This window comes from Pseudomonas thermotolerans DSM 14292 (assembly GCF_000364625.1).
In the GTDB taxonomy this organism is placed as follows: Bacteria; Pseudomonadota; Gammaproteobacteria; order Pseudomonadales; family Pseudomonadaceae; genus Aquipseudomonas; species Aquipseudomonas thermotolerans.
The window spans coordinates 33,594-51,177 of sequence record NZ_KB822612.1 but is presented as its reverse complement, the minus strand read 5'-3'; the positions used below and the strand labels follow the sequence as shown (position 1 = coordinate 51,177).

The following is a 17,584-nucleotide window of genomic DNA, read 5'->3' as shown; positions in this document are numbered from 1 at the left end:
GGGCCGCGGATACAAGTGGCGCGGCGGAGCGGCCGGCGCTTCAGCTGCGTTGCGCATGATACAGGCTGACCCGGCGGAACTCGGCCGGTTCGGCCAGATCCGGCCAGGTGCAGGCGTCGAGCACCTCGAGGCGGCGGTACAGCGGGTGCTGGAAGTCGCGTACCCGCGAGTCGGCCACCAGGGCTTCGCGGCCGCGGCTGAGGAACTGGTCGAGCAGCGGCAGGTTGGCCCGGTCGTAGAGTACATCGGCGACCAGGATCAGGTCGAAGCGGTCGGCCTCGGCGAAGAAGTCTGCTGAGTAGGCCAGCGTCACGCCGTTCAGCTCGGCATTGGCGCGGCAGGCGGCGAGGGCCAGCGGATCCAGGTCGCAGGCCACCACCTCGGCGGCGCCGGCCTGCGCGGCGGCGATGGCGGCCACCCCGGAGCCGGCGCCGAAGTCCAGCACGCGCTTGCCGCGCACCCACTGCGGGCGCTGTGCCAGCCAGCGTGCCAGAGCCAGGCCGCTGGCCCAGCAGAAGCACCAGTAGGGCGGCTCCTCGAGGATGCGCCGGGTCTCCTCGGGGCTGAAGGCGCGGTCCATGTTGGCCGGATCGATCAGCCACAGGCGCAGGTCGGTGCCCGGCAACTGCTCGGCGATCAGCCGGGCGTCGCCGAGCAGCTCGCCGAGGGCCTGCTGGAGGACGTCGGGGGCTTTCACGGTGCGCCCTCCAGCAGCAGGTCGCCGAGCGTCCGGTTCTGTGCCTGGAGGATGTGCTGCGGCGGCAGGCGGAGGATCAGCCGGCCTGCCTGGCTGACCCGGGCGCGCAGCTCGACCCGCCCCTGGGCCGGGAAGGTCTCGGGGTTGAAGGCCAGGCGGAAGGGCAGTGCCTGGCCGTTGCCGCGCAACTGCAGGCTGCCGAGCAACTGACGTGGGCGGTTGCGCTCGTCGACCACCAGCAGGGCCAGCTCTACCTCGCTGTCGGCCGGCGGGGTGAGCAGGCGACCGCGCAGCTCGCGCAGGTGGGCGGGCAGTTCCGGCTCGGCGACGGTGGTGGGCGGCGCCGACTGTGGCGGCGCGGGCTCCGGCGTGCTGGCGCAGGCGCCCAGCAGCAGGGCGAGGAGGCAGGTAATGAACGGTCGGATCGGCATGACGACTTCTTGTGGCAGCACGGACGGGCGCCTGTATACCGCAAAGCGCGGCGGATTGGCAGGGCGGTCGCGCAGGGCGTCGGCTCGCGGACGGATACGGCCCACCACGCCATCTGTGCCGTGCGCCGGCTTTGTGGTAAAAAGCGGGCTTGTCACGCCAGTGACAACGACTACGTTCTCAGGGCGGGGTGAAATTCCCCACCGGCGGTAATGGCGCGCAACGTGCCTAGCCCGCGAGCGCCTTTCCCGGCAGGGAAAGGGTCAGCAGACCCGGTGCGATTCCGGGGCCGACGGTCAGAGTCCGGATAAAGAGAGAGCGGGAGAGTCCCACGGTGCCAACCCCGTGTCCGATCCCTTTCGATCCCATGCCCTGTTTTGTCCCGAAACAGGAGTTTTCCATGTCGTTTCGCAATCGTTCGACTTCCGTGGGGGAGGTTCCATGTTCACCGGCATAATCGAAGCCATCGGCACCATCCGTGCGCTGACCCCGAAGGGCGGCGACGTGCGCGTGCAGGTTGCCACCGGCAAGCTCGACCTGTCCGACGTCAAGCTTGGTGACAGCATCGCCGTCAACGGTGTCTGCCTCACCGCCGTGGCACTGCCCGGCGACGGCTTCTGGGCAGACGTCAGCCGCGAGACCCTGGCGCGCACCGCCTTCGCCGACCTCAAGCCGGGCAGTCGGGTCAACCTGGAGAAGGCCCTGACCCCCACAAGCCGCCTCGGTGGTCACCTGGTCAGCGGTCACGTCGATGGGGTGGGCGAGATCGTCGCCCGCGAGGACAATGCCCGCGCCGTGCAGTTCCGCGTCCGCGCGCCGCGCGAACTGGCCAGGTACATTGCCCTGAAGGGCTCGATCACCGTGGACGGCACCAGCCTGACGGTCAACGCGGTAAACGGCGCCGAGTTCGAGCTGACCATCGTCCCGCACACCCTGGCCGAGACCATCATGGCCGACTACCGCCCCGGGCGCCGGGTCAACCTGGAGGTCGACCTGCTGGCCCGCTACCTCGAGCGCCTGCTCCTCGGCGAGAAGGCCGCCGAACCGCAGTCCGGCGGCATCACCGAAAGTTTCCTGGCCGAGCACGGCTACCTGAAGAATTGAAGGAAGGCCACGATGGCACTCAACACCCCCGAAGAACTCATCGAAGACATCCGCCAGGGCAAGATGGTCATCCTCATGGATGACGAGGACCGCGAGAACGAGGGCGACATCATCGTCGCCTCCGAATGCGTCACCGCCGAGCACATCAACTTCATGGCCAAGTACGCCCGCGGCCTGATCTGCATGCCGATGACCCGCGAGCGCTGCGAGCTGCTCAACCTACCGCTGATGGCACCGCGCAACGGCTCCGGCTTCGGCACCAAGTTCACCGTCTCCATCGAGGCCGCCGAGGGCGTCACCACCGGCATCTCCGCCGCCGACCGGGCGCGTACCGTGCAAGCCGCGGTGGCCAAGAACGCCAAGGCCGAGGACATCGTCAGCCCCGGCCACATCTTCCCGCTGATGGCCCAGCCCGGCGGCGTGCTGGCTCGCGCCGGACACACCGAGGCGGCCTGCGACCTGGCGCGCATGGCCGGCTTCGAGCCGTCCGGGGTGATCTGCGAGATCATGAACGACGACGGCACCATGGCCCGCCGTCCGGAGCTGGAGAAGTTCGCCGCCGAGCACAACCTGAAGATCGGCACCATCGCCGACCTGATCCACTACCGACTGATCCACGAGCGCACCGTGCAACGCATCGAGGAGCGCCCGCTGGACACCGAGCTGGGCCACTTCACCCTGGTCACCTACCGCGACGCGGTGGAGAACACCGTGCACATGGCGCTGATCATGGGTGAGATCCACCCCGAGGAGCCGACCCTGGTGCGAGTGCACAACATGGAGCCGCTGCGCGACCTGCTGATGGTCCGCCAGCCGGGGCGCTGGAGCCTGCGTGCGGCCATGGGCAAGGTGGCCGAGGCCGGCTGCGGCGTGGTGCTGCTGCTCGGCAACCCGCTCACCGGCCCCGAGTTGCTCGCCCAGCTGAACCGCCAGCAGCAGCCGGCGCCGGCCACCTACAGCACCGTGGGCGCCGGCTCGCAGATCCTCCGCGACCTCGGCGTGCGCAAGATGCGCCTGCTGAGCACGCCGATGAAGTTCAACGCGATATCCGGTTTCGACCTGGAGGTTGTAGAATACTTGCCTTCTGAATAAGGCGGCCCGCAGGGCCCGCCCCGGTGGGCGGATGTCCTGAGGGCGGGAGCGGGCAGCTAACCCTCTCCCCGGCCTCTCTCCCGCAGGCGGGAGAGGAGGCGATTGTCATCGGGGCCCGCGCCCCGTTTCCTGTTTCCCGACTAGACGAGAACCTTTCATGACCCTGAAGACCATCGAAGGTACCTTCATCGCCCCCAAAGGCCGTTACGCCCTCGTGGTCGGCCGTTTCAACAGCTTCGTGGTCGAGAGCCTGGTCAGCGGCGCGATCGACGCGCTGGTGCGCCATGGCGTGAGCGAGAGCGACATCACCCTGGTGCGTGCCCCGGGTGCCTTCGAGATCCCCCTGGTGGCCCAGAAGGTCGCTCAGCGCGGCGAGTTCGACGCCATCATCGCCCTCGGCGCGGTGATCCGTGGCGGCACTCCGCACTTCGAGTACGTCGCCGGTGAATGCACCAAGGGCCTGGCTCAGGTGTCCCTGGAGTTCGGCGTGCCGGTCGCCTTCGGCGTGCTGACCGTGGACTCCATCGAGCAGGCCATCGAACGTTCCGGCACCAAGGCCGGCAACAAGGGCGCCGAAGCCGCCCTGTCCGCCCTGGAAATGGTCAGCCTGCTGGCGCAGTTGGAGGCCAAGTGAGCAAGGACGATAGCGACCGCGCGACTCCGCCGGCGAAGAAACGCTCCGCCCCCACCGGCAAGCTCGCGGCGCGCCGACAGGCGCGCACCCTGGGCATGCAGGCGCTCTACCAGTGGGCGATGGCCGGCCAGTCGCTGAACGAGATCGAGGCCCAGTTCCACGTCGACAACGACTTCTCCAAGGTGGATGGCGCCTACTTCCGCGAGATCCTCTACGGCGTGGCCACCAACCGCGACGAGATCGACGGCCAGTTCGAGCCGCTGCTCGACCGGCCGCTGGCCGACCTGGATCCGGTGGAGCTGGCGATCCTGCGCCTGTCCACCTGGGAGCTGCTCAAGCGCCTCGACGTGCCCTACCGGGTGGTGATCAACGAGGGTATCGAGCTGGCCAAGGTGTTCGGCGCCACCGACGGGCACAAGTTCGTCAACGGCGTGTTGGACAAGCTGGCGCCCAGGCTGCGCGCCGCCGAAGTGAAAGCGGCCAAGCGCTGACGCACGGTGGCCGGCGGCGCATCCTTCCGCCGCGGCCTGCCGCGGCGGTCGTTCCGGGCGGCTCGCACGCCTGCCCGGCCATCCGCCTCCGCCGGCCTTCCAGCCCTGAACCGGTAGACAGTGTCCATGGGTGAGTTCGAGCTGATCCGCCGTTTCTTCGCTACCGCCTCCTGCTCCCGGGAGTCCGAGGGCGTGGCGCTCGGCATCGGCGACGACTGCGCCCTGCTGCAGCTGGCCGACGGCGAGCAACTGGCGGTGTCCACCGATACCCTGGTCGCCGGCGTGCACTTCCCGGAGACCTGCGATCCCTTCCTGCTCGGCCAGCGCGCGCTGGCGGTGGCGGCCAGCGACCTGGCGGCGATGGGCGCCGATCCTCTGGCCTTCACCCTGGCGCTGACCCTGCCGGACGCCGACGAGGCCTGGCTGGCGGCCTTCGCCCGCGGCCTCGAGCGGATGGCCAGGGGCTGCCGCTTGACCCTGGCCGGCGGCGACACTACTCGCGGCCCCCTATGCCTGACCCTGACGGTGTTCGGCCGGCTGCCCGCCGGTCAGGCATTGACCCGCAGCGGCGCGCGCCCCGGCGATCTGCTCTGCGTCGGCGGCTCCCTGGGTGACGGTGGCGGCGCCTTGGCCCTAGTGCTGGGCCAGCGCCAGGCCCCGCCTCGGGTGGCCGACTACCTGCTGGAGCGCTACTGGGCGCCGCAGCCGCAGTTCGCCCTGGGGCGCTGGCTGCGCGGCCGGGCCACTGCGGCGTTGGACATCTCCGACGGCCTGCTCGCCGACGTCGGGCACCTCGCCCGGGCCTCCGGGGTGGCCGTGCAGGTGGAGCGCGAGCGTCTGCCCCTGGCCCCGGCGCTGCTCGAACTGCACGGCCGCGAGGCAGCGTTCGGCCATGCGCTGTCCGGCGGCGACGACTACCGCCTGGCCTTCGCCCTGCCGGAAACTTACCGGGACGAGCTGCAGCGGCTCTGGCCGGAGGCCGCGGTGATCGGCCGGGTCAGCGCCGGTTCCGGGGTGCGGTTACTGGATGCCGCGGGGGACGAGTTGCCCCTGCCCGCGACCGGCTATCAACATTTCTAGGAGCGACGCGTGCCTGAACATCCCGACCAAGTGCCTGCCCAGCCTGCCTCGCCTTCGGTGTGGCGCAACCCTTGGCATTTCATCGCCTTCGGCTTCGGCGCCGGCATCCTGCCCAAGGCGCCGGGTACCTGGGGCTCGCTGGCAGCCCTGCCGTTCGTGCCGCTCTGGCAGATGCTGCCGGACTGGGGCTACTGGCTGCTGCTCGGCCTGGCCATGCTGTTTGGCGTCTGGCTGTGCGGCCGGGTGGCCGACGATCTGCGCGTGCACGACCACGAGGGTATCGTCTGGGACGAGATGGTCGGCATGTGGATCACCCTCTGGCTGGTCCCGGAAGGCTGGGGCTGGCTGCTGGCGGGATTTGTGGTATTCCGGATCCTGGATATTCTCAAGCCCTGGCCGATCCGCTGGGTCGACCGGCAGGTGAAGGGCGGCGTCGGCATCATGCTCGACGACATCCTCGCCGGGGTACTCGCCTGGCTGGTCATGCAACTGCTGGTGTGGGGCTGGAGCGTCCTGCACTTCGCCTGAGGACAGTCGTTTTTCGAGGGAAGAACCTATGCGTTGCGTCTGGCTGGGCATCCTCCTGGGCTTACTGATCCCTTCGCTGGCACCGGCCGGGGACGCGACCGTGCCAACCCGGATCCGCGTGGTCAGCGAGGTCTGGGCGCGCTATACCGAACCGGACGGCAGCGGCTTGGGCTGGGACCTGGTGCGTGCCGTGTTCGGCCCCGCCGGGGTGCGGGTGGAGGCGTACAGCGTGCCCTACACTCGCGCCGTCGGCCTAGTGCAGCGGGGTGAGATGGACGCTTGGGTCGGCTCCTACGCCGATGAGGTGCGCAGCGGGGTGCTCTATCCGCGCTGGGCCTACGACGCCGACCAGATCTGCGCGCTCGGCCTGGCCGAGCAGCCTGAGGTTCGTCTGGACAACCTGGGTAGCTTCCACCTGGCCTGGCTGCGCGGTTACGCCTACGAGCGCTATCTGCCGAATTTGAAGCATTACCGGGTAATCCAGCGCCGGGACGGTATCCTCTCGATGCTGACGCTCAGGCATGCCGATCTGTTCATCGATGCCCGCCCGGAGCTCGAGGATGTCCTGGTTCACGCCAGGGACCCGTCCGCCTTCCGGGTCAGCTGCCTGACCACGCTGCCTCTCTACCTGGGCTTCGCCGACACCGCGAAGGGCAAGGCGCTGGCCCACCTGTTCGACCGGCGCATGGAGGAGCTGGTGGCCAGTGGCGAACTGCGGCCGATCTTCGAGCGCTGGCACTACCCCTATCCGTTCCAAGAGGGTGCCCATGCGACCACGCCTTGAACTGCTGTGTGCCGGCCTGCTGCTGGCCTGTTCCTCCTTCGCTGCGGAAACCCGGGTGCAGGTTGTCGGCCTGTTCCCCGGCGCGGCGGTGCTCAACGTCGACGGCGAACGCAAGCTGGTACGGGTCGGTCAGACCGGTCCTGGCGGTGTCGAGGTGGTCAGCGCCGACAGTCGCGGCGCGGTGCTGCGGGTGGACGGCGTGGAGCGCAGCTACGGGCTCAGCCGCGAATACAGCGAGGGCGGCTACAGCGCCCCGGCCCGCCGCCAACTGAGCATCGCCAGGGGCGTCGGCGGCCACTACTGGGTGGCTGGCTCGATCAACGGCCGGTCGGTGCAGTTTCTGGTGGACACCGGCGCCACCTCGGTGGCCATGAACGAGGCCCAGGCCCGGCGCCTGGGCCTGGACTTCCGCGTCGACGGTCAGCCCATGGTGGTGAATACCGCCAGCGGCACGGCGAAGGCCTGGCGGCTCAAGGCCAACAGCGTCAAGGTCGGTCCGCTGGAGCTGCTCGGAGTGGAGACCGTGGTGCTGGAGGGCGAATCGCCCACCGAGGTGCTGCTGGGCATGAGCTTCCTCAACCGGGTCGGCTGGCGCGAGGAGCAGGGCGTGCTGGTGCTGGAGTCCAAGCACTAGGCCGACCGGTCCTCCCGACGGGCGGGCGTCGGCCCGCGCCATCGCTCGCCGGTTATGAGTATCTATCGATTCGATCTTTAAGCTCGATTATTCCGGCTGACCGCCGGCGGCGGCGGGCTGTTACAATGCGGCCCCTTTGTGATTGCGAGACAGGAGCATCCGGTGTCCGTTGTCTTTGTCGCCGCCTCCCAACTGCCGACTCCCTTCGCCGTGTTCACCATGCACGGTTTCCAGGAGGTGGCCACGGGGCGTGAACACGTGGCGCTGACCCTCGGCGATGTCGCTGATGGCGCGCCGGTCCTTGGCCGTCTGCATTCCGAATGCCTGACCGGCGATGCCCTGTTCAGCTTGCGCTGCGACTGCGGCTTCCAGCTCGAGGCGGCGCTGCGCGCCATCGCCAGCGAAGGCCGTGGCGTTCTCCTCTACCTGCGCCAGGAAGGCCGTGGGATCGGCCTGCTGAACAAGATCCGCGCCTACGAACTGCAGGACGCCGGTGCCGACACCGTGGAGGCCAACGAGCGCCTGGGCTTCGGTGCCGACCTGCGCGACTACGGGATCTGCAAGCCGATCCTCGAGCACCTGGGCATCCACTCGCTGCGGTTGATGACCAACAACCCGCGCAAGGTGCGCGCGCTCACCGAGTTGGGCATCGAGGTGGAGCAGCGGCTGCCCCTGCAGACCGGCCTCAACCCGCACAATCGCCGCTACCTGGCCACCAAGGCCGGCAAGCTCGGCCACCTGCTCGGCAATCTGCACCAGGGCGAGGAAGAGGAGTGCCTGTGAGCCGCACCGACTGGCGCCGCCGCCTGGGGCGCAGCTGGTGGTTGCTCCTGGGACTGATGCTGGGCCCACTGTTGCTCTGCGACCTGCTGGCCGGGAAGGCCGAGCACGGCGCCCTGGCCCTGCCGCTGTTCATCGCCGGCCTGCTGGCGATGTTCCCCAGCCTGCTGCTGTTCCGCCAGTACAAGCGCGCCCTGGTGGCCACCGAACGGGCCCTTGGCTCGGATGCCGAGCCGGACGCCTGGCAGCAGCTGGCCAGCCGGCACCGCAAGGCCCTAGTCGGTGCCGCACTGCCGGCCTGGATCGCCGCCCTGGCGGTGTTCGCCGGACTGGAGGCGGTGCCCCAGCTGCTGCTGCTCTCCGCCAGTCTGGTCCTCCTGCTGCTCTACCGCATTCCCCGCCAGCTCGCCTGATGCGTCGCCTGCTCGCCTGCCTGCTGCTGTCATTCGCCTGGCCGCTGGCGGCAGCCGAGCGGGTGGTCAGCCTGGCGCCCTCGCTCAGCGAAATCATGCTGGAGCTCGAGGCCGGCGACCTGCTGGTCGGCGTGCTCGACGGCGACGCCCGCCCGCCGGCACTGACCCACCTGCCCTCGGTGGGCCGCTTCGGCCAACTGGAGATGGAGCGCCTGCTGCTGCTCGAGCCCGACCTGCTGCTGCTCGTGGCGGGCAGCGTGCCGCCGGCGCAGCAGGAGCAGCTACGCCAGCTGGGCTTCGATCTGGAGGTGGTGGCGCCGAGCAGCCTGGAGGAACTGGGCCATGACTTCGAGCGCATCGGCCGGCGCATCGGCCGCGCCGAGCAGGGCCGCCGGCTCGCCGAGCGCTTCCGCGCCGGGGTCGCCGCGCTGCGCCAGCGCTACCGCCGCCAGGAGCCGCTATCGGTGCTCTACCAGGTCTGGCACCGGCCGCTGTACACCATCGGCGGCGGGCAGATCATCGATGACGCGCTGGAGGTGTGCGGGGCGCGCAACGTCTTCGCCGACCTGCAGCAGCCGGCGCCGCAGATCGGCATCGAGTCGGTGCTGGCCCGCGATCCGCGGGTGATCCTCGGCGGCTCCAGTGCCGAGCTGGACATCTGGCAGGCCTGGCCGCAGCTGGCCGCGGTGCGCCTGGGCCAGGTGTGGGAAGTGCCGGACAAGGGCGTGGAGCGGCCGAGCTTCCAGATGCTCGGTGCGCTGGAGCAGCTCTGCGAGCTGCTGAGCAGGGCCCGCTGAGCGGCGTTGCTCCGGTAGAGAGTCCCGGCGGCCGGAACCGCCGGGAGGCGCTCAGAGCTGCGGTGTCCAGGTGACCGAGAACAGCGCGGTGCGGCCTTCCTCGCGGTAGTCGTGGTAGGTCGATGGCCAGCCGACGCTGTACTGGGCGCGGGCGTAGTCCTTGTCCAGCAGATTGTCCAGCTTCAGCGCCAGCTGCACCTCGTCGCTGGCCTGCCAGCTGCCGCGCAGGCCGAGCAGGCCGTAGCCGGCCAGTTCGCGCTGGTTGTCCACGTCGTCGTAGGAGCTGCTGACCGCCTGCCAGCTGGCGCCGAGCGCGAAGGCGCCGAACTGGCGATCCAGGTCCAGGCTCAGGGTGCGGCGGGCACGGCGGTTGAGGGTATGCCCGGTATCGGCGTCGCGCGGATCGATCAGCGACAGGCCTAGGCTGGCCTGCCAGTCGCCCAGGCGCTGCTGCAGCGCGGCCTCGAAGCCGTTGATGCGGGCGCGGTCGAGGTTCTGCATGGTCCAGTTGCTGTCGGACACGATGGCGTTGTCGATCTTGGTGCGGTACAGCGACATTTCCAGGCGCGTATCGGCGGCCAGCTGGCTGCGCCATTGCAGCTCGATGCTCTTGGATTCCTCCGGTTCCAGGTCCGGGTTGGCGCCCCAGCCGGGCGGGGCGTAGATGTCCTGGAAGCTCGGCGCGCGGAAGCCGGTGGCGTAGGAGAGGACCAGGTCGTTGTCGCCATCGAGGTGCCAGGTCAGGGCGGCGTTGAAGGTGTCGTGGCTGCCGAACTGCTGGTTGCGGTCGTTGCGGGCGCCCAGCTCGGTGGAGAAGCGCTCGCCCTGGTAGCGGTGCTGCAGCAGCAGGCCACGGTTCCAGCGACTGTCTTTGCTGTAGTCGTTGTTGCTGTGCAGGCGGTCCTCCAGCCAGTCGGCGCCGACCAGCAGGAAGTGGCGTTCGTTCAGCTCCAGGGTGTTCAGCCAGGAAAGCGAGTCGCGATAGGTGTAGTTGTGGCGGCTGCTGTGATTGTCGTCGTAGCGGGTCTGGTAGCGGTTCTCGCTATGGCCCAGCTCCAGGCGGCTGTTCCAGCGCTCGTTCAACTGGGCGTCGGCGTACAGGGCCTGACTGCTGATCTGGAAGTCCTGGTAGGGGGTGGCGCCGCCGAAGTCGTTGTCGAACTCCGCCTCGCCGCGTTGCTCCAGAAGGCTCAGGCCCAGGTCCAGCCGCTCGTTGACGCGGTGGCTGAGGTTCAGGCTCAGGCCGTTGTTGCGAAAGGCGTCATGGTCCTGGTCGGCACCGGCGTTGGCATGGGTCGAGCGGTCGATGCCCTGGGTGTCCGAGCTGCTGGCACTGAGGTTGAGGCGGGTGTCGGCATCGGCCAGTGACAGGCCGATACTGCGCTCCCAGGTCTTGCGGCTGCCGTAGCCGAGGCGCACGTGGGCGCTGCGCTCTCCGGCCGCCGCGCGACGGGTGAAGATCTGGATCACCCCGCCGATGGCGTCGGCGCCGTAGAGGGTCGAGCGCGGGCCGCGAAGGATCTCCACGCGTTCGATCTGGTCGATGCTCAGCCATTCCACGAAGGGGGTGCCGGAAGAGGCGTCGGCGATGCGCTGGCCGTCGACCAGCACCACGTTCTGCGCGGTCTTGGTACCGCGGATGAACAGGCTGGTGAGGCTGCCGCGTCCGCCGCTCTGGATGACCTGAACGCCGGGGGCGCGTTGCAGCAGGTCGAGCACGCTGGTGGGTTGCAGGCGTTCGATGTCGGCACGGGTGAAGACGGTGCTGGCGACCGTGGTGGCAGTGCGTGATTCCACCTCGCGGTTGGCGGTGATCAGGGTGTCCGACAGTTTCAGGGCGTCGTCGCGAGACGGCGTATCGGCCAGGGACAGGCCGGGAGCTAGGGCGATCGCCAGGGCCAGGGGGGAGACTTTCATCAGAAGAATTCCTCAAAAGGGCTGCGCTTTTGAGGAGGGCAGGATCACAAGCGCGGACCCGGGGCCTGCGCTTGACGGTGCTGCCCTCCGCAACACCAGTCGCTTCCCGTCGGCCGGTCTCCGGACTCATGACCCTGACGACGCCGCCTTCCCAGGATGGTTCCCAGTGGCGGTTGGCGTCGCCTGCCCGAAAGGGCGGTCATTCACCGTTGCGGGGGCAGTGCCGGGATGGCTCCAAGGAGCGCCACCGGCTTCCCGTTTAACGCAAGGACATTGCGCACCGACAAGAAAAACGCGCGCACCATAGCTGGCTGTGCGCCTGGACGCAATCACCGGCTCCAGGTGCGGCCCGGGGCGGCCATGCTCCGATGGTTGGCGAAGCGCGGCTCCCGAGGCGGCTGGCGGCCTTGCGCAGGTGGGCCAGGGGCTGGGCTGTGTCGAGGGGCTCGTCGGCGCTGCGCCAGGTGGTCGTGGCGGCGTCGCTGGCAGATGCGTTCGAGCTGGCCGCGGTTGCAGTGGAACGAGCGCTACATACGCAGCTTGCCAGCCGGGCCGAAGCAGGACAGCCAGCGGCGTTCCTGCAGCTGCAGGCGCATGTCGTGGCTCCGTAATGCCATGTGATACCCCTCATGCGCACCGTCGGGGGCGGCGCGAAAGGTCCGGCGTTAGGTCAGTACCGGACCAGAGGGCGGGGCGCCCGCTCGGTCACCCGAGACGGGTACGGATGGCGGTCTCGATGCCGGCAGCGTCCAGGCCGCATTCGGCGAGCATCTGCGACGGCTTGGCGTGCTCCACGTAGCGATCGGGCAGGCCGAGCTGCAGGAGCGGCTTGAGGATCCCCTCGCGGGCCAGGAACTCGCCGACCGCGCTGCCGGCGCCGCCCATCACCACGTTTTCCTCGATGGTCACCAGCAGCTCGTGGCCGTCGGCCATCTCGCGCACCAGGGCCTCGTCCAGCGGCTTGACGAAGCGCATGTCGACCACCGTGGCGTCCAGCGTCTCGCCGACTTTGAGGGCCTCGGCCAGTTGCACGCCGAACACCAGCAGGGCGACCTGCCTACCGCGGCGTCGCACCACGCCCTTGCCGATCTCCAGCGGCACCAGCGCCGGGTCGATGGGGGCGTTGGGGCCTGTACCGCGCGGGTAGCGCACCGCCGCTGGGCCGTCGTACAGGTAGCCGGTGGTCAGCATGCGGCGCAGCTCGTTCTCGTCGCTGGGGGTCATCACCAGCATGCCAGGGATGCAGCGCAGGTAGGAGAGGTCGAAGCTGCCGGCGTGGGTCGGGCCGTCCTCGCCGACCAGACCGGCGCGGTCGATGGCGAACAGCACGTCGAGGTGCTGCACGGCGACGTCGTGGATCAACTGGTCGTAGGCGCGCTGCAGGAAGGTGGAGTAGATGGCCACCACCGGCTTGGCGCCCTCGCAGGCCATGCCGGCGGCCAGGGTGACCGCGTGCTGCTCGGCGATGGCCACGTCGAAGTAGCGGTCCGGGAAGCGCTCGCTGAAGGCAACCAGGTCGGAGCCTTCCTTCATCGCCGGGGTAATGCCCATCAGCCGCGGGTCGGCCGCTGCCATGTCGCACAGCCACTGGCCGAACACGTTGGAGTACCTGGGCCCGGAGGGCTTTTTCGGCTCGGCCGTGGCGTTGATCGGCTCCAGCTTGGTGATCGCGTGGTAGCCGATCGGGTCGGCCTCGGCGGGGGCGAAGCCCTTGCCCTTCTTGGTGATCACGTGGAGGAACTGCGGGCCTTCCAGGTCACGCATGTTGCGCAGGGTGGCGAGCAGGGTGGGCAGGTCGTGACCATCGATGGGGCCCACGTAGTTCCAGCCCAGCTCCTCGAACAGGGTGCCGGGCACCAGCATGCCCTTGGCGTGCTCCTCGGCCTTGCGGGCGATCTCCCAGGCGCCGGGCAGGCGCGACAGCACCTTCTTGCTGCCCTCGCGCATGATGGTGTAAGTGCGGCTGGAGAGGATCTTCGCCAGGTAGTTGGATAGCCCGCCGACGTTCTTGGAGATCGACATGTCGTTGTCGTTGAGGATCACCAGCATGTCGGCGCCGACCTCGGGCGCATGGTTGAGCGCCTCGAAGGCCATCCCAGCGGTCAGCGCGCCGTCGCCGATCACCGCCACCGTCTTGCGCTTGACGCCCTGGCGCCTGGCAGCGATGGCCATGCCCAGGGCGGCGCTGATGCTGGTGCTGGAGTGGCCAACGCCGAAGGTGTCGTACTCGCTCTCGCTGCGCCGCGGGAAGGCGGCGATGCCGTCCTTCTGGCGCAGGGTCAGCATGCGCTCGCGGCGCCCGGTGAGGATCTTGTGCGGGTAGGCCTGGTGGCCGACGTCCCAGACCAGGCGGTCCTCCGGGGTGTCGAACACGTAGTGCAGCGCGATGGTCAGCTCCACCACGCCGAGCCCGGCGCCGAAGTGTCCGCCGGTCTGGCCGACCGTGTAGAGCAGGTCCAGGCGCAGCTCGTCGGCCAGGGTTTCCAGCTCGGCCTCGGACAGCCGGCGCAGCTCGGCCGGCGTGCGGGCGCGGTCGAGCAGGGGCGTGACGGGACGTTGGCGGGGAATCTCGTGGAAGGTCGTCGGCATCAGGCGAGTCGTTGTCGGCATGCAAAAGATGCGGAAGTTTACCCGAAAAACTGCCTTCCGGACGCCGAACAAGCGTGGCAGGGGACGTCTGCCGCGGGACGGCCTCGCCAGGTATCGACGAACGGCGCTTGCGCCCCTCGCGGCGCGTCGGGTGCTACCTGGCGGCCGAGCCTGTGGCGGTGACCTCGCAGCGCCGCGGCATCTGCGCCGAGGCGCTGGCGCTGGAGCAACCGGAGCTGTCGTAGCGGGTCCGTCTGCCGGGGGCTGGCCCGCGGCACCGTGACTCGGGGGGCTGGAGCTGGCGCCGGTCACCCTGAGCCTGTACTGGTCACGCCAGCAGGAGGGCGATGGTGGCGGCCTCTGGCTGCGCGGGCAGGTGCTGGAGCGGGTGGCTCAGCTGCGCCGATCGACGATGTAGCGGGCGAGCTCGCGCAGCGGCTCGGCGCTGTCGCCGAACGGGCGCAGGGCGTGCAGGGCCTGGTCGCGCAGTTCCAGGGCGTAGGCCTTGGCCGCCTCCAGGCCGAGCAGGGCGGGGTAGGTGGGCTTGTGATGGGCCTCGTCCTTGCCCTGGGTCTTGCCCAGGGTGGCGGTGTCGCTCTCCACGTCGAGGATGTCGTCCTGCACCTGGAACGCCAGGCCAATGGCCCGGGCGTACTGCTGCAGGGCGCGCAGGCTGGCAGGGTCGGCCTTGCCGCTGGCCAGGGCGCCGAGCTGCACGCTGGCCTCGATCAGCGCACCGGTCTTGTGCCGGTGCATGGTCTCCAGGGCCTGCTGGTCCAGCCTGTGGCCCACTGAGTCGAGGTCGATGGCCTGGCCGCCGACCATCCCGGAGGGACCGGCGGCGCGGCTCAGGCTGCTGAGCATGGCCAGGCGGGTTTCGGCGTCATGGGGGTTGCGCTCGGGGTCGGCGAGCACCTCGAAGGCCAGGCTTTGCAGGCCGTCGCCGGCGAGGATCGCGCAGGCCTCGTCGAAGGCCCGGTGGGTGGTCGGTTGGCCTCGGCGCAGGTCGTCGTCGTCCATCGCCGGCAGGTCGTCGTGGACCAACGAGTAGGCGTGGATAAGCTCCACCGCGCAGGCGGCGCCGTCGGCCCGAGCATCCTGGCCGCCCAAGGCCTCGCAGGCGGCGTACACCAGCAGCGGGCGGACCCGCTTGCCGCCGTTCATCACGCTGTAGCGCATGGCCTGGTAGAGGCGCTCCAGTTCCGGGCGTGGGGGCTGGAGCAGGCGCTCCAGGGCGGCATCGACGCGCTGCTGGCAGCGTTTCTGGTAGCTGGCGATCATACCGGTTCGTCCGTGTCGAACGGCGCTTCCTGCAGTGCGCCGTCGCGTTCGAGGAGGATCTGGACCTTCTGCTCGGCCTGGGCCAGGGCATCCTGGCACTCGCGGGTCAGGCGGATGCCCTGCTCGAAGGTGGCCAGCGAGTCTTCTAGGGACAGCTCGCCGCTTTCCAGGCGTTCGACCAGGGTTTGCAGTTCGGCGAGCGACTGCTCGAAATCGGGGGCGCTTTTCTTGCGGGCCATGAGCGTTCTCGGCGGGAGGGGTGTTCAGCGGCGCGACACTAGCAGAGCGGCACCCGGTGGGCAAATCGCCCGGGCCGGCTGGCGTGCCTTCAATAGTGGTACCACTTGAGTTCCACGGCCAGCTCGTTGACCGGCGCGGCGAGCTGGCTGAACTGTCGGCTGGCCGACAGGCGCAGACCGAGGTTCCTGCCCAGCTCCCAGTGCTGGGTGAGGGCGAGGCTGCGGCGCACCTCGCCGTTGTGGAAGTAGTCGCCGCGCGCCTCCAGGCTCAGGCTGCCGAGGCCGTTGCGCCAGAGCAGACCGGTGTCGAAGCCGGCGGCCGGGGCGACGAAGGCGGCGAAGTCCCGGTTGTGCTCGACGCGCAGGGTGCCCAAGGCGAAGCCCAGCACCTCGTCGCTGAGCTGCCAGCTGCCGCCGGCACCGCCGCTCAGGTGGCTGACCAGGCGTTCCGCGCCGTCCTCGCCGGGGACCCGCTCCAGGCCGCCGCCAACCTGCCAGGACCAGGGCTTGAGCAGCTGGTCGCGGGGCGTCAGCGAGCGGATGGTGGCCAGGTCCAGGCGCTGCAGCTGCCAGTGGTTGTCTTCGTACTGGCGCAGCTTGAGCTGGAGGATCTCGATCTGCGCGCCGAGGGGGAAGCCGTAGGCGTTGTCGGTCAGGTCGTGGTAGGCCATGCGCAGGCCGTACTCGGCGAAGGCGCGATCCTCGCGGCTGCCGGCGCCGAGCTGCCAGGTACGCGACTGGTGGCCGTCCTCCGGCGGTTCCGGGCGCTGCACCTCCAGGGCCGGCGGCGGGTTGTGGTTGATCGCCTGAAGTAGCGCGTAGCTGCGTCGCACCGCCGCCGGGTCGCGGTTCTCCCCGGCGGAGCGGTAGCGGCCGAGACGGAAGGCGGCGTCCAGCACCAGTGCCTGGCGCTCGCGGGGCAGGGCGGCGAAGGCGGCGTCGTCCAGGCTGGCAGGGTTCTCGGCGAGGGCGAGTACCAGGGCCTTCTCGGCGCCGTCCAGGGCTTCGGCGCGGGCGAGCAGCTCGCGCTCGCGGGACGGCCGGTAGTCGATGCGCGCCACCAGCCCGGAGTCCTTCACCGCGCGCACTGTGTCGGTGGGAATGGCGGTGAGCGGGAAGCGGTCGGTCAGCTCGATGCCCGGGCGGGCGATCTCCAGCAGCTCGAGCAGGCGGAAGGAGCAGTTCTCGTCGAAGAAGTAGTAGTCGAAGCGGATCTGCTTGAGTTCCCAGACGTGCTCGACCATCCGCCCGGTTTCCTCGGGGGTGAGGTTCAGGCGGTATTCCCAGAGGTCGCGGTTCTCCAGGTGGCGGTACTCGGCGAGCTTCTCGTGGTAGGGGACCAGGGCGAACAGCCCGGGGTAGCCGCCCATCAGGCCCTTCCAGGCATAGAGGATGCTGTTGTCCATGCCCTCGATGAAGGCGCCGAAGTTCAGCGCGTAGCTGAGCAGCGCGGTGTTGTTCTCGTCGATGTCGGCCTGGTCGATGCGCAGCAGGGTGTGGCCGAACATCGACGAGGGGCTGTTCAGGTAGGCGGCGGGGAATACCAGCACGCTGCTGTGCGGGGCGACGTCGGCGAACCAGGCGTCGAACTCGGCGCAGTCGGGCTTCGGCAGGTCGGTCAGCTGCAGCTGCAGCTGCTCGCGCAGCCAGCGGGTGCGCGCCGGGTAGATGCACTGCGGGTGGCGGTCGCCGAGTTCGGCTGGGGCGTAGAGGCCCGCCAGGGTGGCGGCCAGTTCGGCGTGCGGGTCGCTGTCGCCCTGCGCGGAGAGGAAGAAGTCGGGATCGTCGACGTAGCTGCGCCAGCCGCCCAGCTTGCCGGTCTCGTAGTGGCCGAGGGCGATCCAGTAGGGATGCGCGGCGAGGGCGTCGAGGCGGGCCGCATCCGGCCCGGCGGCCTGGACGGCAGCGGCGAACGCCAGGGCCAGGGCGGGAAGAGTCCGTTTCAAGGGGGCGTCGTTCTGGTTCCGATGACTGGGGGCGGAGCTTTGGGGAAGGCGCCGGCGCTGTCAAGGGCGGCGATTTTTGTCGCAGCTCAATGCCGGCGCGGCATTCCCTGTCCACACTTGTGATATCCGACCACTTCGTTTGGGGAGCA

At 69.5% G+C, this 17,584-nt stretch carries 18 protein-coding genes and 2 riboswitches; of the genes, 11 read left to right on the top strand and 7 right to left on the bottom strand.

Going from position 1 to position 17,584, the window contains the following annotated elements; translation table 11 throughout:
* Positions 1 to 40: 40 nt before the first annotated feature.
* The gene (locus tag H165_RS0111720) at positions 41 to 697 is read right to left on the bottom strand and encodes a class I SAM-dependent methyltransferase (protein WP_017939128.1); all 657 of its coding nucleotides are present in this window, start codon (positions 695 to 697) and stop codon (positions 41 to 43) included.
* Positions 694 to 1,128, bottom strand: coding sequence for a YbaY family lipoprotein (locus H165_RS0111715; protein ID WP_017939127.1), 435 nt, complete (start codon positions 1,126 to 1,128; stop codon positions 694 to 696). The genes H165_RS0111720 and H165_RS0111715 overlap by 4 nt, the downstream gene beginning before the upstream one ends.
* A gap of 170 nt (positions 1,129 to 1,298) precedes the next feature.
* Positions 1,299 to 1,450: riboswitch (FMN riboswitch) on the top strand.
* Between the two features lie 117 nt (positions 1,451 to 1,567).
* Here H165_RS0111715 and H165_RS0111710 point away from each other — a divergent pair.
* The 11 genes from H165_RS0111710 to H165_RS0111660 all read left to right on the top strand — a co-directional run bounded on the left by H165_RS0111710 (position 1,568) and on the right by H165_RS0111660 (position 9,463).
* Complete coding sequence (locus tag H165_RS0111710; RefSeq protein ID WP_017939126.1) at positions 1,568 to 2,230, top strand: riboflavin synthase; 663 nt, start codon at positions 1,568 to 1,570, stop codon at positions 2,228 to 2,230.
* A gap of 12 nt (positions 2,231 to 2,242) precedes the next feature.
* Positions 2,243 to 3,322 (top strand): bifunctional 3,4-dihydroxy-2-butanone-4-phosphate synthase/GTP cyclohydrolase II, encoded by a 1,080-nt coding sequence (gene ribBA / locus H165_RS0111705; protein ID WP_017939125.1) that lies wholly within the window; start codon positions 2,243 to 2,245, stop codon positions 3,320 to 3,322.
* A 157-nt stretch (positions 3,323 to 3,479) separates the two neighbouring features.
* Positions 3,480 to 3,956, top strand: coding sequence for a 6,7-dimethyl-8-ribityllumazine synthase (gene ribH, locus H165_RS0111700; protein ID WP_017939124.1), 477 nt, complete (start codon positions 3,480 to 3,482; stop codon positions 3,954 to 3,956).
* On the top strand, positions 3,953 to 4,447 hold the full coding sequence (gene nusB, locus H165_RS0111695) for a transcription antitermination factor NusB (RefSeq protein WP_017939123.1): 495 nt from the start codon (positions 3,953 to 3,955) through the stop codon (positions 4,445 to 4,447). Before ribH ends, nusB begins: the two co-directional genes overlap by 4 nt.
* A gap of 126 nt (positions 4,448 to 4,573) precedes the next feature.
* The gene (thiL, locus tag H165_RS0111690; RefSeq protein ID WP_017939122.1) at positions 4,574 to 5,527 is read left to right on the top strand and encodes a thiamine-phosphate kinase; all 954 of its coding nucleotides are present in this window, start codon (positions 4,574 to 4,576) and stop codon (positions 5,525 to 5,527) included.
* 9 nt (positions 5,528 to 5,536) lie between these two features.
* Positions 5,537 to 6,055, top strand: a complete 519-nt coding sequence (locus H165_RS0111685) for a phosphatidylglycerophosphatase A family protein (protein ID WP_017939121.1) — start codon at positions 5,537 to 5,539, stop codon at positions 6,053 to 6,055.
* A gap of 28 nt (positions 6,056 to 6,083) precedes the next feature.
* Positions 6,084 to 6,839: a substrate-binding periplasmic protein gene (locus H165_RS0111680; protein ID WP_017939120.1), complete on the top strand. Its 756-nt coding sequence runs from the start codon at positions 6,084 to 6,086 to the stop codon at positions 6,837 to 6,839.
* Complete coding sequence (locus tag H165_RS0111675; protein WP_017939119.1) at positions 6,823 to 7,473, top strand: retropepsin-like aspartic protease family protein; 651 nt, start codon at positions 6,823 to 6,825, stop codon at positions 7,471 to 7,473. Before H165_RS0111680 ends, H165_RS0111675 begins: the two co-directional genes overlap by 17 nt.
* Positions 7,474 to 7,635: 162 nt before the next feature.
* Complete coding sequence (gene ribA, locus H165_RS0111670) at positions 7,636 to 8,256, top strand: GTP cyclohydrolase II (RefSeq protein WP_017939118.1); 621 nt, start codon at positions 7,636 to 7,638, stop codon at positions 8,254 to 8,256.
* Positions 8,253 to 8,666 carry a hypothetical protein gene (locus H165_RS0111665; protein WP_017939117.1) on the top strand — a complete coding sequence of 138 codons (414 nt, stop codon included), beginning with the start codon at positions 8,253 to 8,255 and terminating at the stop codon, positions 8,664 to 8,666. The genes ribA and H165_RS0111665 overlap by 4 nt, the downstream gene beginning before the upstream one ends.
* Positions 8,666 to 9,463, top strand: a complete 798-nt coding sequence (locus tag H165_RS0111660) for a helical backbone metal receptor (protein WP_017939116.1) — start codon at positions 8,666 to 8,668, stop codon at positions 9,461 to 9,463. The genes H165_RS0111665 and H165_RS0111660 overlap by 1 nt, the downstream gene beginning before the upstream one ends.
* Positions 9,464 to 9,514: 51 nt before the next feature.
* Here the strand turns inward: H165_RS0111660 and H165_RS0111655 are convergent, their stop codons facing one another.
* The 5 genes from H165_RS0111655 to H165_RS0111625 all read right to left on the bottom strand — a co-directional run bounded on the left by H165_RS0111655 (position 9,515) and on the right by H165_RS0111625 (position 17,435).
* Complete coding sequence (locus tag H165_RS0111655) at positions 9,515 to 11,380, bottom strand: TonB-dependent receptor domain-containing protein (RefSeq protein ID WP_017939115.1); 1,866 nt, start codon at positions 11,378 to 11,380, stop codon at positions 9,515 to 9,517.
* Positions 11,381 to 11,474: 94 nt separating this feature from the next.
* Positions 11,475 to 11,680: riboswitch (cobalamin riboswitch) on the bottom strand.
* 405 nt (positions 11,681 to 12,085) lie between these two features.
* A complete protein-coding gene (dxs, locus tag H165_RS0111645; protein WP_017939113.1) occupies positions 12,086 to 13,969 on the bottom strand; it encodes a 1-deoxy-D-xylulose-5-phosphate synthase in 1,884 nt (627 codons plus the stop codon).
* A gap of 393 nt (positions 13,970 to 14,362) precedes the next feature.
* A complete protein-coding gene (gene ispA, locus H165_RS0111635) occupies positions 14,363 to 15,250 on the bottom strand; it encodes a (2E,6E)-farnesyl diphosphate synthase (RefSeq protein WP_017939111.1) in 888 nt (295 codons plus the stop codon).
* On the bottom strand, positions 15,247 to 15,489 hold the full coding sequence (locus tag H165_RS0111630) for an exodeoxyribonuclease VII small subunit (protein WP_017939110.1): 243 nt from the start codon (positions 15,487 to 15,489) through the stop codon (positions 15,247 to 15,249). The genes ispA and H165_RS0111630 overlap by 4 nt, the downstream gene beginning before the upstream one ends.
* Before the next feature lie 89 nt (positions 15,490 to 15,578).
* A complete protein-coding gene (locus H165_RS0111625; RefSeq protein WP_017939109.1) occupies positions 15,579 to 17,435 on the bottom strand; it encodes an Lnb N-terminal periplasmic domain-containing protein in 1,857 nt (618 codons plus the stop codon).
* Between the last annotated feature and the right edge of the window lie 149 nt (positions 17,436 to 17,584).

What these genes read in the sequence shown, in the direction of transcription:
- H165_RS0111715 (WP_017939127.1), bottom strand. Translation starts at nt 1,128, where the DNA reads ATGCCGATCCGACCGTTCATTACCTGCCTCCTCGCCCTGCTGCTGGGC.
- ispA (WP_017939111.1), bottom strand. Translation starts at nt 15,250, where the DNA reads ATGATCGCCAGCTACCAGAAACGCTGCCAGCAGCGCGTCGATGCCGCC.
- H165_RS0111630 (WP_017939110.1), bottom strand. Translation starts at nt 15,489, where the DNA reads ATGGCCCGCAAGAAAAGCGCCCCCGATTTCGAGCAGTCGCTCGCCGAA.
- H165_RS0111675 (WP_017939119.1), top strand. Translation starts at nt 6,823, where the DNA reads ATGCGACCACGCCTTGAACTGCTGTGTGCCGGCCTGCTGCTGGCCTGT.
- H165_RS0111710 (WP_017939126.1), top strand. Translation starts at nt 1,568, where the DNA reads ATGTTCACCGGCATAATCGAAGCCATCGGCACCATCCGTGCGCTGACC.
- H165_RS0111680 (WP_017939120.1), top strand. Translation starts at nt 6,084, where the DNA reads ATGCGTTGCGTCTGGCTGGGCATCCTCCTGGGCTTACTGATCCCTTCG.
- thiL (WP_017939122.1), top strand. Translation starts at nt 4,574, where the DNA reads ATGGGTGAGTTCGAGCTGATCCGCCGTTTCTTCGCTACCGCCTCCTGC.
- H165_RS0111655 (WP_017939115.1), bottom strand. Translation starts at nt 11,380, where the DNA reads ATGAAAGTCTCCCCCCTGGCCCTGGCGATCGCCCTAGCTCCCGGCCTG.
- ribH (WP_017939124.1), top strand. Translation starts at nt 3,480, where the DNA reads ATGACCCTGAAGACCATCGAAGGTACCTTCATCGCCCCCAAAGGCCGT.
- dxs (WP_017939113.1), bottom strand. Translation starts at nt 13,969, where the DNA reads ATGCCGACGACCTTCCACGAGATTCCCCGCCAACGTCCCGTCACGCCC.
- ribBA (WP_017939125.1), top strand. Translation starts at nt 2,243, where the DNA reads ATGGCACTCAACACCCCCGAAGAACTCATCGAAGACATCCGCCAGGGC.
- H165_RS0111660 (WP_017939116.1), top strand. Translation starts at nt 8,666, where the DNA reads ATGCGTCGCCTGCTCGCCTGCCTGCTGCTGTCATTCGCCTGGCCGCTG.